Here is a 13,685-nt window from a genome sequence, read left to right as displayed (position 1 = left end):
AAACGTGCAGCAAAACGATGTTTACCCCAGGGTTCGCGCCCTGGAGCGCGGCCTGGAACTGATCGGGGCGCTCAGCGACCTGGGTTGGGCCAACCCAGGCGAGCTGGCCAAGTACACGGGCATACATCGTGCCACGGTGTACCGCCTGCTGTTCACGCTGGAGCAGGCGGGCTACGTGTATCTCAGGCCGGGTGATGGGCGCTACTTCCTGACGACGCGCTTTCGCCGTTTTGCCGATAGCGTCAAGGATGAGGATTGGGTGGTGCAGGTGATCGGGCCCTACCTGGGGCGCTTGTTGTCGCAAGTGCAGTGGCCCAGCGACTTTGCCACGTTTTCATCTGGGCACCTGGAAATCCGGGAGTCCACGCACCGCTTCAGTCCGATGTCGGTCAATCGCGCCATGGTCGGCAAGACCCGGCCTTTGCTGCGCTCCGCATTAGGGGTGGCGATTCTGAGTGAAGTGGCCGATGAGAGCCTGGAGCAGATCCTGGATCTGGCCAGCATCATGAAGCATGATGGCTTTTCCAAGGAAGCGGTGCGGCATGAGCTGCAGCAACTGCGCTTGCAGGCGCGCGAGCGCGGCTACGCCGAGTCCTCAGGCGGCACCGAACCGAATATCAGCGCCATTGCCTACCCGGTGTGCTGGCGCAATCGGGTACTGGGGGCGATCAATATTATGTTTTTCAGGAGCTCGATGACGCCGGCCAAGGCCGCTGAGCGCTATTTGGATGCCTTGCATGAGTGTGTGCACGATATCGAGCGGGAACTGGATTCGCTGCCTTTGGGAGAATACGGATGGCTCAGGTACAAGCCTTGAGGGTATCGACGCCCTGGGCGTCGGACAGCACCGTGGCCGAGGTGTGGCCCGACGCTGAGGACGCGCCCAGCTACCGGCCGATTGAAAGTTTGCGGCGAGGCCTGGAAATCCTGCTCTGCCTGAATCAGGCCCAGGGCGGCCGGGCTTCCATCAAGGAAATCAGTGTAGCGACCGGCCTGCACCGGACGACGGTGCGGCGCATGCTGGAAACCTTGCAGAACGAGGGGTATGTACGCCGTAATTCCTCGGATGAACACTACAGCCTGAACCACAAGGTACGGCAGTTGAGCGATGGCTTCACCGATGAGGACTGGGTGTCCGAAATCGCGGGCCAGGCCTTGGGGCGCCTGCTGCAGAAAGCGATCTGGCCCTCCGATCTGTGCATGCTGGATGGCGATAGCATGGTGGTGCGGGAAACCACGCACCGCTTTAGCCCGCTGTCGTTTCACCGGGCGATGATACGGCGGCGTTTGCCCATTTTGTTCACGGCTGCCGGGCGTGCCTATCTGAGCGCCTGTCCGGCAGCGGAACGTGAGGAAATTCTGCGCTTGCTGCAACAGGGGGAGGACGAGCAGGCACGCCTGGCACGCAATCCGCAGCTGGTTGCGGCCTTGTTGCAGACCACCCGCGAACAGGGGTTTGGCTCCAATGACGGCGACTGGTCGGAACAGGCACGCATGAGTGCTATCGCCTTGCCCATTCACCAGGGTGAGCGGGTGCTGGGTTGCATCAATATTATTTTTACCAAGAAGGCGATGAGTACCCGCGAAGCCGAGCAGCGCCTGATGCCGGCCTTGCGGGAGGCGGTAGCGGAAATCGAAGGGCATCTGGGCAGGCAGGCCGGTGCGGGCGCATGGCCTGGGGGCGATGCGCCTGCACCGGCGGCGCAGCCCCGGGAAACCTGTTCGGGGCTGCTCTTGCCGGTTTGAGCGCTTGCACAAGCGCCGCAGCCCGGGGCGTGTCGCCGGCATACGGCCAGCCTGGGCAGCAGTCTTGCCCATGGCTGGCGCAGGCTCAGTCTTTGGTAAAGAAATCCAGCACCATGCGGTTGAATTTGTCCGCATGTTCCCACTGGGCCCAGTGGCCGCAGCGGCTGAAAATATGCAGTTCGGCATTGGCCATGCCCCACAGCAGGCGCAGGCCGATATCCATGGGCACGAAACGGTCGTCGCGGCCCCAGATGATCAGCGCCGGTGCCTTGATCTCGCCCAGGCGCGGCCCGAAGTCGGGGAACTGGCGCGGGTTGGCTTCCAGGCTCTTCACGAAATTTTCCAGGTGGTCGCGGCGCGACAACATGTTGTTCAGGCGCGCCTGGAACAATTCTTCGGTCAGATGGCTGGTATCGAAGACGAAAACCTGTATCATGCGGCGCAGGTTTTCGATGGTCGGTTCGCGGTAGAGCGCCTGCAACAGCTTGATGCCTTCGGCGGGCATAGGTACGAACTGGCTGGGGCCGCCGGTACCGCCGCCCATCAGTACGAGCTTGCCGATGCGTTCCGGGTTGGCGAGCGCAAAGGCGACAGTGCTATGGCCGCCCATCGAGTTGCCGATGAGATGGGCGCGTTCGATGTTCAGGGTATCCAGCAGTCCTTTGAGCGCGCGGGCGTTCAGGTCGGAGCGCGAGCCGGTGCAGACGATGGGGTCGCTCTTGCTCCAGCCCGGGCAATCCAGCAGGATGACGCGAAAACCGGCGTCAGCCAGCGGTTGGACATTGCGGTTGAAGTTGGCCCAGCCACTGGCGCCTGGGCCGGAGCCATGCAGCATGACGACCACCGGGCCTGTACCGCCAGTGTCGTTGTAATGAACCTGGAGTTCCAGATCCTGTTCCTTGATGCGGGCGTAGCGGCTGGTGCTGGCTTCGGTATGGAGCGTAGGGCTTGTTGTCATGGCAATTCCTGGTGGTGAATGGGGAACCAGAGGAGAAGGGACGGCCGGGTCGGATGCCCGGCTCGTCATGGCAGGGCGGGGACGACTTATTCGAAGTGGACGGAAACGTGCCCCAGGCCGGCGATGTGCACGCTGAAGTGCTGGCCGCTACGCGCCACGGCCATCGGCCCCAACGCGCCGGTTAGTACGATATCCCCGGCCTGCAAGGGACGGCCGCAGCGCACCATCGTGTCTGCCAGCCAGAGGGCGGCATTGAGCGGATTGCCCAGGCAGGCGCGGCCATTGCCACGCGATACCGACACGCCATCGCATTGCATTTCCATGGCGCAATCCGTCAGGTCGATGTCGCGCAACAGTACCGGGCGGCTGCCCAGCACGAACAGGCCGCTGGATGCGTTGTCGGCCACGGTATCGACGAAACGGATATTCCAGTCCTCGATCCGGCTGTCCACCACTTCGATGGCCGGCAGGCAGTATTCGGTGGCACGGATCAGGTCGGCATAGGTATGGCGCTCATGGCTCAGGTCGCGGCCCAGCACCAGCGCGACTTCCGCTTCCGCCTTGGGCTGAATCAGCCGGCCTGCGGCAATGGTGGCGCCGTCGCCGACGGACATATCATCGAACAGCATGCCGAAATCGGGTTGATCCACGCCCAGCTGTGCCTGGACTGCCAGCGAGGTCAGGCCGATTTTGCGGCCGACCAGGCGGCGGCCCTGTGCCAGCCCGTGCCGGGTGTTGGCCTCCTGGATGGCATAGGCGGCCTCAGGGCTGGCGGTCTGCAACCGGTCGCGCAGCGGCGCGATGGCTTGCAGCTGTTCAGTGGCCAGGCGCAGCGCATGGGCGGCGGCAAGGGTGTCTAGCGGCGAGGCCGGGATATCTTGGTTCATGTCTTGCATGTCCTGCAAAGAGGTGACGGGGCGCCGGTTCAGGCGGCGACGCGATGGGCGGCGGATGCCGGTTCGGCGCTGACCACGCCATAGCCGGCAATCCACTCGTTGACCGGGCGGTAGTAGTCGCGCCGGCCCTCATAGGCCCCCACAGCCGCCATGGCGGCGAAGGCGGCGACCCAGGTGCGTACTTCATGCGTGGAGCGTCCGGCAGTTTTGGAGATCACGTCGATTTCGAAATCGTCCACCTTGCTGAGATCCTTGCCGATGAGCAGATCCATGAAGGCGTGATCCCATTCCTCGTTCAGTGGGGTGAGATCGCAGGCGGGCGTGCCGAAAATCTGGCCGGTCGCCAGCGTGCGCGCCTGGCGGGCCGCCCGCGCTTCGGGGGTGGGGTTGCGGCCTGAAATCAGGAACTCGGCGATTTCCGGTTTGGCGCCTGAAAACACCGGTACTGGCGGCTCATGCGAGAGGCCGCCGGACCCCAGGATCAGGACGCGTTTGCCCAGCCCGGCGATGAAGCGGCCGACCGCCTCGCCCAGCAGGCGGACGCGGCGATAGGGGCAGAATGGTGGCGCGACCGAGTTGATGATGACGGGAATGACGGGGTAGCGCGTCAGGCTGCCGGTCATTTCCTCGAGGATCTGGGTGCAGCCGTGATCAACCTGCAGACGGTGCGACAGGGCGACGTCGATATCGCTGTCGAGAACATGGCGTACCAGATCCAGGGCCAGGTCATCGGGGATGGATAAGGGACCGGGCAGTGTTTTGTAATCCGCGACGGATTCGGCCGCCGTGGCAATGACGAACGGCGGCATCAGGTCATAGAACAGGCCGTTGTAGTGGTCGGGGGCGAAAACCACGATCAGTTCCGGGTCAAAGGCTTCGACCTCGGCCCGGGCGGCGGCGATGACGGCATCGACTTCCGCAACCACGCCGGGTGCGGGGTCATTCAGGCCACGCAAGGGGGTGTGCGACAGGCACTTGAGTTTGACGGTGCTGGTACTCATGGAATCTCCAGATTTCATGGCTGAACCGGCGGCATGTTTGCGAGGGCCGCAGATGCAGGGGGCTGGCGCTTGAATCAGGCGTGGCGGAAAAGTGCGCCTCATGCAGCGGCCTGGCGATGCAGCCGCTTGCGTGTGGCGGCTCGCCCTCACGCCTGTCTCCGTTTTTGTTGGTTCAGACCTCGGGTTCGCCGGCTTCTGATTTGTCTGAACTGATTGTAGGAATGGCCCTCGAAGCACCCAAAAAAAGTTGGTGCAAGGTGCACACTGCGCACCGTGGCGCTGGCGAGCTGGGCGCGAGCCAACAAAAACGGGGAGCCTGAGGCTCCCCGTTCTGGATGCACCGGCGCCGGGCCGGCGGATGGCAGGCGGCAGGTTTACGCGGCCGGGTAGATCCAGGCCTGTTGCGGGTCTATCCGTACCGGATGATGTCCGGCCGCCAGGGGCGCGCGGCCAAAGGCGCGCAGCGGTACGGTATGCGTGCCCGCCTCGCCCAGCCGGAAAACATATTCCCAGCGGTCGCCCAGGTACATGCTGGTGCTCAGTGGCAGTGTGAAGTCGCCGGCAGTCGGGTCCTCGGCCCCGACCTTCAGGCTCTCGACCCGGGCCACGAGCACCACCGGCTGGCCTGGCTTGAGTTCACCGACAGGCGTGCCCCAGACATGCCAGCCATCGCCCAGCACTTCGACGCGGCCGTGCTCGATACGGCCAGCCTTGCCCTGCAGGCGATTGTTGCTGCCCATGAATTCGGCTGCGTACAGGCTTTGCGGGCGGCTGTAGATTTCCTGCGGTGTCCCTTGTTGTTCGATGGCGCCGCCGTTGAGCAGCAGGATGCGGTCGGAAATCGCCATGGCTTCATTCTGGTCATGGGTCACCATCAGGGCCGATAGCCCCAGCCCGACGATCAGTTCTCGCAGAAAAACCCGCGCTTCTTCCCGCAACTTGGCATCCAGGTTGGAGAGGGGCTCATCAAGCAGGATGACGGGCGGGTTATAGACCAGGGCGCGGGCGATGGCGACGCGCTGTTGCTGCCCACCGGACAATTGGCTGGGGTAGCGTCCGCCCAGCGCACCCAGTCCCAGCTGATCAAGAATGGCCTGGACCTTCTGCTTCAATTCCGCCTTGGGTACTTTGCGCAGCATGAGCGGATAGGCGACATTCTGTTCGACGGTCTTGTGCGGCCACAAGGCGTAGGATTGGAAGACCAGCCCGAGATTGCGCGCTTCGGCAGGCACATCAATGCGCTGGGCCGAATCATAGATGGCTGTGCTGCCGATGGTGATACGGCCCTGGCTGGGGGCTTCCAGGCCGGCCACGGCGCGCAGCAGTGTGGTCTTGCCGCTGCCGGAAGCGCCCAGCAGGGACACCACTTCGCCGCGCTCCAGAGACATGGAGACGCCTTTGAGCACCGGATTGCGGTCGTAGGAAAGATGGATGTTTTCGACGGTCAGTTCACTCATCGCAGTTTCACTCCGAAGCGTAAGGCAATGCCCAGGCCGAAGACGACCAGGACAATATTGATGAAGGACAGCGCTGCCACAATGTCGATGGCGCCGGAGGCCCACAGCGACACCAGCATGGAGCCGATGGTTTCCGTGCCGGGCGTGAGCAGGTAAACGCCGGTCGAATATTCCCGTTCGAAAATCAGGAACATCAACAGCCATGCGCTGATCAGGCCGAATTTGGCCAGCGGGGCCGTGACATGGCGAGTGACTTGCCCTGGGCGTGCGCCGGCGCTGCGTGCGGCTTCTTCCAGTTCCGGGCCGACTTGCAGCAGCGTGGAGGAAATCAGGCGCAGGCCGTAGGCCAGCCAGACCACCGTGTACGCCAGCCAGACACTGAAGATGGTGCTGCGCAACGCCCTGAGCGGTTCAATGGCATGGACGCTCAGCCAATGGGCGAAGGGCAGGGCCGATAGCAGGCCGTCTTCCAGCGATTCATTCAGCCACATCGGAATGAAGAGGAAGCACCACAGGAAAGCCAGGCCGGCCAGCAGCCCGGGCACGGCGCGCGGCACCAGCACGCTGTAGTCCAGAAATCGGGTCACGTTATCCGGCTTGCGGTGCATGGCCAGGCCGATGAACAGATAGCAGGTGACGGCCAGTGCCCCGCCGAACACGCCGATGGCCACGGAGTTCACGATGGCGCGCAGCAGGCTGGCCTGGGCAAAGACCTGGCGGAAAGCATCCAGCGAGAGGACATCCAGCAATGAAATGCCTATGCCCCAGTTCGAGACAAAGGCGCGCAGCACCACACCGACGATAGGCACGATGATGGTCACGATCAGCCAGAAAGTCACGACCGAACCGGCCAGCCAGCGCCAGCGTCCCAGGGGCAGCGGGCGGGAGCGCGTGGCCTTGCCCTTGATGGACACAAAGCGGTTGGCGGAACGCATCAGGCGGCGTTGCAGCATGACCAGGGGAATGGTCATGGCGATCAGCACCACAGCGACGGCCGCCATCAGGTGATAGGACGGAATGCCGAGCTTATTGGTCAGCTTGTAGAGATAGGTGGCCAGTACCAGATGGCCTTCCGGGTCGCCCAGCACCAGCACCAGGCCGAAAACCTCCAGGCCCAGGAAGAACAGCAGCACGACGGCATAGAGAATGGCCGGGCGTACCATGGGCAGGCTGACCGCACGCATGACTTGCAGCGGGCTGGCGCCCGCCGTGCGCGCGGCTTCCTCGACATCCGAGCCGATGCTGCGCAGTGCGGCGGAAATGTAGAGGTAGGCATGCGGCACGTGCGTGAGGCCGGCGATGATGACAATGCTGGAGAAGGAATAGATATTCCAGGGGACGAAGCCGATCAGGTTCTGGGTCCAGACGGAAAAGAAACCCACCGGGCCGGCGGCGACGATATAGCCGAAGCCCAGCACCATGGGCGAGACGAAAATGGGAACCAGGATGAGCGGTTCGATCCAGGTGCGGCCGGGCAAGTCCGTGCGTACCATCAGGAACGCCAGGATGCCGCCCAGCGGAATGGCGATGGCGGCCAGGCCAAAGGCCATGATGAAGCCGTTGGTCAGGGCGTCGTAGAAGTCCGGGTCATCGAAAATGAAATGGAAGGCTTCCAGGCTGAAGTACTTGTCCGGCGAGAAAAAAGGTTCGGACAGAAAGCTCTGGATAATGATCAGGCTCAGCGGCACATAGATTGCCAGCGCCGTCAGCAACACGACGATACGGCGCGGCCAAGCCTGCATCCTTGCATAGAAGGCTTGCATAGTCTGGTGTCCTGAAAGAAGGAGTGGGAATGCCGGCAGGCGGGCTGCGCGTCAGGCAATCGGCCTGCGGGCCGGCATTCAGGCGGGCGCTGACCGCGTCAAGCGGGCAGCGGAGCAGGGCAGGCTTTACTTGCCTGCGGCAGCGCGCCAGCTGCGGATGAAGGCCAGCCGTTCCTTTTGTTCCAGGTATTGCAGCAGGCTTTCATCGACCGGGATCGGAACCAGGGTGGTTTCCGTCAGGCGGCTGGTCAGGCCCTGGACATCGTTATCTCCTTCGATATCCGCACGGATGGAAGTCAGGTTGGACTGGTTGGCCAGAATGCTCTGGCCTTCCGCCGACAGCATGAAGTCCAGGAACAGGCGGGCCGCATTGGGGTTGGCGGCCTTTTTGCTGATGAAGGCCACGCGCGAGAGGACGGGGGTGTAGTCGGCCGGATAGACGATGCCGATGGCCGGATCGTTGGCGGCGCGCGTTTCTGCATAGGAGCCCAGCAGGTTGTAGCCAATCAGGTTTTCGCCTGAGGATACCCGTTCCATCATGGTGCCTGTCGAAGACTGCAAGACCAGGTTGGCAGCACCCACGCCCTTGATGAAATCCAGGTAGTCCGGGTTGCGCAGATTGTCCTGGGCGGCCAGCATGTAGCCGACTGCGGATTTCTCGATGTCGTAAGTCGTGACCTTGTTGCGGAAGCGGTCGGGCTGGTTCTTCACCAACTCTGCCAGTGCCGCGTGCGTGCGCGGCACTTCGTCTTCTTTGATCAGGCGCGTGTTGTAGATGAAGGCGATGGGCTCATAGGTGGTGCCGAAAGCCGCGTTGTTCCAGACGGCCCATTCCGGCAAAGCCGGTTTTTCGGGGGATTCATAGCTATCCGCATAACGGGTTGCCAGGCGCATGGCCGAATCCATGGAGGAACTCCACAGCAGGTCGGCGCTGCCGCCGCCGGCCGCTTGCTCGCTGATGTAGCGGTTGTAGAGTTCCGTGCTGTTCATGTCGTGGTATTCCACCTTGACCTTGCCATGCTTGGCCTCGAAGGCTGCAATCAGCGGCGCGGCCGCTTTGGTGTCGGTGGTGGAATAGATGATGACCTTGCCTTCCGCGTCGGCCTTGTTGGCCAGGTCGTCGGCCTGGGCGGTGAAGGCCAGTGTGCTGCCCATGGCAGCGGCCAGAACCAGAGCGGCCGATGATGTCGGATGCAGTCGCATATTGTCTCCTCATGTCTTTCATGATGGCGTCTATTGCGCCGGGCTGCCCGGTTTCTACCGGGGCTGGAGACTATTATGGTGACGCACGCTGTCACCGACCTGTCATCGTTGACGGCAGCTCGGGCGTGTCGGTGACCAGGCGCGTCCAGTTGTCGAGAAAGCGTCGCCGCCGGGTCTGGTCCAGGCCGACCAGCAGTGCCGGGCCCAGTACGATGGGTTGCAGCAGGCCTTGTTTCAATTCGCCCAGCAGCGGGTCTTCCAGGCCGGTATCGTCTGGCAGCAACGGCGGCAGGCCCGCCTGCTCCATGGCAGTGCGCTGGCCGCGCGGCGAGAGCAGGTAGTCGATAAAGGTACCGGCGACCTCCGGCGAGGGGGCATCGCGATGGATCAGCGCGCTGCGCGTCAAAACGGTGATGTAGTCTTCCGGCACCACGACGGCAATATCGGCGCCGGCGCGCTGGCGGCTCAGGGCGTAGGGGCCCAGCACGTTGTAGGCGATATCGAGTTCGCCGTTTTCCAGGCGATCCAGCAATTCGGCGGTGGTGCCGTACAGCCTGACGCCAGCTTGCCCCAGCTGATTGGCCATGCCCCAGAAATTTGCGGAAGTGCGTTCGTCGTACAGCGCCAGCAGGTAGCCGGCGCCGCTCAGATGAATGTCATAGGTGCCGATCCGGTGACGCAGGCGTGCACCTTCCGCTTCCAAGAAACGCAGCAGTTCATTGCGTGACTTCGGACGCTCTTCGGGCGTCAGCCGGGAGCGCGAATAGGCAATGACTACGGGTTCCTGCGTGAACCCGTAAACCTCATTGCGCCAGCGTGCCCAGTCCGGAACACGTTGGGTATAGAGGGAGACATGGGCGCGGGCGTAACCGTCGTTGGCCAGCTTCAGCTGCAGGTCTGCAGCGGAGCTGATCAGCACATCCACGGGCGGCATTTGCCCGGACAGCACTTTCAGGTACAGCCCCATGCTGTCGATTTCCAGGTAGTCCACCGCCACCTGGGGGTGCAATTGCTGGAAATCCTGAATGAGCCACTGGAACAGTTCGGTATCCGTGGGCCCGGTGATGCGCAAGCGCGCAGGGGGCGTAGTTTCGGCGCCCGGCTGGGCCGGGTAGTGCGTGAGGCGGATAGCGAAGTCGGCTGCCTGGCGGTCATGGCCGGCAGGCGCGGAAAAAAGCGGCGCGGGCGTCGTGCTTTGGGGCTGGGCCTGCGCCTGCACTGGCGGGGCAGGAAAAGCCAGGCCGAGCCCCAGCAAGGCGGCGCCCAGTGCGCTGGCCAGTTTGCCGGTCAGTCCAGCCGGCACGGCCGGATTCGTTTCGCGGGCGACAAGCCGGGCCGGCAGGACGATGCGTACCGTCAGGCCGCCGCCGGGGCGGTCGCGCAAGATCAGCTCGCCGTCATGGGTACGTACGACGGATTGCACGATGGATAGCCCCAGGCCGGAGCCTATGCGTCCTTGGCTGGTGCTGCCACGCGTGAAACGTTGCAGCACACGCGGTTTTTCCTCGTCTGGAATGCCGGGGCCGCGGTCTGAGATATCAAAGACGATATATCCCTCGGGCCTGCTGTAAACCTGGATTTCGACTTCGCTGTTCTCCCCGTAGAGCAGGGCATTGTCCACCACATTGCGCAACATCTCGCGCAGGCTGATATGGTCGCCGTGCAGCATGGCGCGTCTGGCCGATGGCGTCATGTGCCAGCGGACGCGCGGCGCGTCGTCCGGGTTCAGCCGCTGCATGACTTCCTGCACCACGGCGCGTACCCGCAGTTCACTGGGTGCAGTGCTTTCCCGGCGATGGGAAATGGTGGCATCCATCAGCAACTGATTCAGCAACTGCGTGGTGTGGCCGGCATTCGCATGAATCCGTTGCACCCTGGCCTGCACGGCAGGTAGCTCCGTTTCGTCCAGCGCCAGTTCTGCCTGCATCCTCAGCGCGGCCAGCGGCGTGCGGATTTGATGCGCGGCATCGGCAACCAGGCTGTTGAGTGTGCCGATGGCGCCTTTGAGCCGCAGCATGAAGTCATTGAGGGCGTGCACCAGGCCGCTGATCTCGATGGGAACGCGTTGGGTAATCGCCTGCAGATTGTCGGGTGAGCGTTGCCGCAATTCGTTTTCCAGGGCGAGCAGGGGGCGCAAGGCGCGGCGCATGCCGAAACCGAGCAGGGCGACGGCAACGAGCATGATGACCAGCAGCGGGACGACGCTGCGCTGGAACAGGGTATCGCTCAAGAGTTGGCGGGTGCCCAGGGTTTCCGCGACGCGGATGGTGACCCAGCCTCTGCCGTGCATGCCGGTGACGAGCCTGCCGGTCGTGACCATGCGCACCGGCTGGCCAAGGTACTCCATCAGGGTGAAAATCGGCTTTTCGGATTGGGCGGGAGGCAGGGCAGCGCCCAGGTCGGCGTAGCCGGAAATCAACCCGCCATCGCCATGAATGGCGTAGTAGATGTGTTCCTGGTCGGACAGCATGGCCATGGCGGAGTAGGGCAGCTCCACCGTCAGCTGGCCATCCTCGGCCTGGACGGCATTGGCGATGGTCAGGGCGGAAGCGGCGAGCAGGCGGTCATAGGCGGCATCGGCGGCACGCTGGGCATAGTGATGCGATAGCCAGCACAGGCCCGCGAAACACAAGGCCAGGATGCCCAGCGCCATCAGCAGCAGGCGCCGCAGAATGGAGTAAGGCGGGCGCGTCATTCCGGTTCGACCAACACGGCGCTATAGCCGGTGCCGCGGATGGTATCTATACGGATCACCGCGCTGCCGAGCTTGCGCCGGATCCGGGAAATCAGGAGTTCCACGGCATTCGGGCTGCTCTCTTCATCGAAGTTGAAGAGCTGCGTCATCAGGCGTTCCTTGGAAACGACCTGACTGCGCCGCTGTACCAGGATTTCCAGCAGGCAGAATTCCCGGCGACCGAAGTCGATGGTGGCGCCATCGACAGTCACGCGGCGCGCGGCGCTATCGAGAATCAGATTGCCCAGGGTGGTGATGCTGCCGGTCTGGGTCGGATCCTGGCGGCGCAACAGGGCGCGCAAGCGCGCTTCCAGTTCGCGCAAATCAAACGGCTTGACCAGATAGTCATCCGCACCGAGATCCAGCATGCCGACTTTATCTTCAATCTCTGCCCGCGCTGTCATGACCAGGGTAGGAACATGCAACTGCCGTTGCCGCAGTTGCCGGATGATGGCAAAGCCATCGGAATCCGGCAGCATGATGTCCAGCAGCATGCCGTCCCATTCTTCGTGTTGCAGATAGCGCAGCGCATCGGCGCCGCTGCATACCCATTCAACCGTATGGCCGATGCGACGCAACCGGCTCTGAATGGCTTCGCCCAGGTCACTGTTGTCTTCGACGACCAGTATCCGCATATTGTCTCCTCGCCGCGCCATATATAGAGTGTGTTTTTCAGGTGGCATCACCGGCATGACCGGCGCGCCTGCGACAGGCTGGAATTATTCTATCCGCTTTGCCTGTCAGCACCCTGGCGTCAGGCAAGAGCGAAAAATGGGGCTGCCCCTGGACAAATGTTGTGAAGGCGTGAGGGCAAGCGGCAAGCCGTGCCGTTGCTCGGAACAGGGTGTTGTTCGGGAGCGCGGCATTTGGCTGGCGGCAGTAAGATGCGGCAGAGGGACGGATCTGACTGGCAGGCCAGCGCCTAGGGCCTGCCGATCAGCGCAAGCGGCCATGATGAGCCATGGTGGGGCGGACCTTGTGGCGGGGGCGTTCACGTGTGGCAGGTCGGACGGCGCCTGAACTGTCCATATAGGTGTCTATATAGAGATAACAGGAGCAGCTATCTGGGGCAGGAGCATCGGTAGGTGTAGCGCGACCATCCAAGAGGCGATCCGGGCGGTCGCGACGGCGGAGGGGACGCTGATCCCGGTGCGGTTCCCATGGGTATCGGCCGGTCTATCCGACTTGCCCTATAGATATAGGACGAGTGGCCAGGTTCTCTCTATATATATATAGGGAGAGGATGCGCCTGGGGTCTTTCGGGCCGGCGTGCCAGGGATATATCGTTGGCGTGGCAGCTTCTGTATCGGGATGGCAGCGGAGGGCGCACTGACTGGGTACGGCCAGGACAGGGGGAGCGGAGTCTGGTCAGCGGAACGGGGCTGGCTTCTGCTTGGCCGGGGCCAGGCCTGGAAACAGGCGGCTCACCGGTCTGGACGCGGACGGATTCCCGCTTTTTTTGGGCAAACGAAGATTTTCTGCGAAAAGTTTTACACGGCGATGAAAAGCGTGCTATATTTCATTTTCTGTTGAGCGACGCAACAAATTCTTCGGAAAGCGAAGCGAAGTTCAACGGGGCCGGAAACGGAGTTTGTTTTCAGGCGCTGCGGTTTGATCCCCAAGGGACGGCAGGCGGTGCGGGAAGCGGATTCGGCGGGAAGTGAAGAAGATGTTCAGCAGGTGTTGACAAGCTTCAAAACTTCATGTTAAAGTTTCTAGCTCGGTTGCTTGGTAACTCAGGGTTAACCCGAAGGGGTGGTTCTGATAAGTAACCGGAAACGAGGTCTGGTGGGTTTACCCAGGCGGCGTTTTTCAAGTAGTGATTCAGCAGATAGCCGCTAAGTGGCAAACGAAACTGAGTTGACAAACCTGAAAAACTGCTTCATAATCTCGTTTCTCTGCTGATGCAAATCAGCGAAACGCGAAA

10 protein-coding genes are annotated in these 13,685 nt (G+C 62.6%); 2 read left to right on the top strand and 8 right to left on the bottom strand.

The window, feature by feature from the left end:
• Window positions 1-4: 4 nt before the first annotated feature.
• Window positions 5-817, top strand: a complete 813-nt coding sequence (locus ACNA1V_RS10905; RefSeq protein ID WP_415833649.1) for an IclR family transcriptional regulator domain-containing protein — start codon at window positions 5-7, stop codon at window positions 815-817.
• Window positions 796-1,746: a DNA-binding transcriptional regulator gene (locus ACNA1V_RS10900; RefSeq protein WP_415833648.1), complete on the top strand. Its 951-nt coding sequence runs from the start codon at window positions 796-798 to the stop codon at window positions 1,744-1,746. The genes ACNA1V_RS10905 and ACNA1V_RS10900 overlap by 22 nt, the downstream gene beginning before the upstream one ends.
• Window positions 1,747-1,831: 85 nt before the next feature.
• Here the strand turns inward: ACNA1V_RS10900 and ACNA1V_RS10895 are convergent, their stop codons facing one another.
• The 8 genes from ACNA1V_RS10895 to ACNA1V_RS10860 all read right to left on the bottom strand — a co-directional run bounded on the left by ACNA1V_RS10895 (window position 1,832) and on the right by ACNA1V_RS10860 (window position 12,393).
• Complete coding sequence (locus tag ACNA1V_RS10895; RefSeq protein WP_415833647.1) at window positions 1,832-2,704, bottom strand: alpha/beta fold hydrolase; 873 nt, start codon at window positions 2,702-2,704, stop codon at window positions 1,832-1,834.
• A gap of 86 nt (window positions 2,705-2,790) precedes the next feature.
• Window positions 2,791-3,591 carry a 2-keto-4-pentenoate hydratase gene (locus ACNA1V_RS10890; RefSeq protein ID WP_415833646.1) on the bottom strand — a complete coding sequence of 267 codons (801 nt, stop codon included), beginning with the start codon at window positions 3,589-3,591 and terminating at the stop codon, window positions 2,791-2,793.
• A gap of 38 nt (window positions 3,592-3,629) precedes the next feature.
• A complete protein-coding gene (locus tag ACNA1V_RS10885) occupies window positions 3,630-4,601 on the bottom strand; it encodes a 3-carboxyethylcatechol 2,3-dioxygenase (RefSeq protein WP_415833645.1) in 972 nt (323 codons plus the stop codon).
• 374 nt (window positions 4,602-4,975) lie between these two features.
• Window positions 4,976-6,058 carry an ABC transporter ATP-binding protein gene (locus ACNA1V_RS10880; RefSeq protein ID WP_415833644.1) on the bottom strand — a complete coding sequence of 361 codons (1,083 nt, stop codon included), beginning with the start codon at window positions 6,056-6,058 and terminating at the stop codon, window positions 4,976-4,978.
• Window positions 6,055-7,821, bottom strand: a complete 1,767-nt coding sequence (locus ACNA1V_RS10875) for an ABC transporter permease (protein WP_415833643.1) — start codon at window positions 7,819-7,821, stop codon at window positions 6,055-6,057. Before ACNA1V_RS10875 ends, ACNA1V_RS10880 begins: the two co-directional genes overlap by 4 nt.
• Window positions 7,822-7,947: 126 nt before the next feature.
• Window positions 7,948-9,024, bottom strand: coding sequence for an ABC transporter substrate-binding protein (locus ACNA1V_RS10870; RefSeq protein ID WP_415833642.1), 1,077 nt, complete (start codon window positions 9,022-9,024; stop codon window positions 7,948-7,950).
• Window positions 9,025-9,115: 91 nt separating this feature from the next.
• Complete coding sequence (locus ACNA1V_RS10865; protein ID WP_415833641.1) at window positions 9,116-11,719, bottom strand: sensor histidine kinase; 2,604 nt, start codon at window positions 11,717-11,719, stop codon at window positions 9,116-9,118.
• Window positions 11,716-12,393, bottom strand: a complete 678-nt coding sequence (locus tag ACNA1V_RS10860) for a response regulator transcription factor (RefSeq protein WP_415833640.1) — start codon at window positions 12,391-12,393, stop codon at window positions 11,716-11,718. The genes ACNA1V_RS10865 and ACNA1V_RS10860 overlap by 4 nt, the downstream gene beginning before the upstream one ends.
• Window positions 12,394-13,685 lie beyond the last annotated feature (1,292 nt).

This window comes from Kerstersia similis, assembly GCF_965139615.1.
Lineage (GTDB): Bacteria > Pseudomonadota > Gammaproteobacteria > Burkholderiales > Burkholderiaceae_B > Kerstersia > Kerstersia similis.
This window is presented reverse-complemented; position numbering and strand designations above follow the sequence as displayed.

Excerpts from the sequence above, each read along its gene's own strand:
- ACNA1V_RS10900 (WP_415833648.1), top strand. The coding sequence starts at position 796 with ATGGCTCAGGTACAAGCCTTGAGGGTATCGACGCCCTGGGCGTCGGAC.
- ACNA1V_RS10895 (WP_415833647.1), bottom strand. The coding sequence starts at position 2,704 with ATGACAACAAGCCCTACGCTCCATACCGAAGCCAGCACCAGCCGCTAC.
- ACNA1V_RS10890 (WP_415833646.1), bottom strand. The coding sequence starts at position 3,591 with ATGAACCAAGATATCCCGGCCTCGCCGCTAGACACCCTTGCCGCCGCC.
- ACNA1V_RS10885 (WP_415833645.1), bottom strand. The coding sequence starts at position 4,601 with ATGAGTACCAGCACCGTCAAACTCAAGTGCCTGTCGCACACCCCCTTG.
- ACNA1V_RS10880 (WP_415833644.1), bottom strand. The coding sequence starts at position 6,058 with ATGAGTGAACTGACCGTCGAAAACATCCATCTTTCCTACGACCGCAAT.
- ACNA1V_RS10875 (WP_415833643.1), bottom strand. The coding sequence starts at position 7,821 with ATGCAAGCCTTCTATGCAAGGATGCAGGCTTGGCCGCGCCGTATCGTC.
- ACNA1V_RS10870 (WP_415833642.1), bottom strand. The coding sequence starts at position 9,024 with ATGCGACTGCATCCGACATCATCGGCCGCTCTGGTTCTGGCCGCTGCC.
- ACNA1V_RS10865 (WP_415833641.1), bottom strand. The coding sequence starts at position 11,719 with ATGACGCGCCCGCCTTACTCCATTCTGCGGCGCCTGCTGCTGATGGCG.
- ACNA1V_RS10860 (WP_415833640.1), bottom strand. The coding sequence starts at position 12,393 with ATGCGGATACTGGTCGTCGAAGACAACAGTGACCTGGGCGAAGCCATT.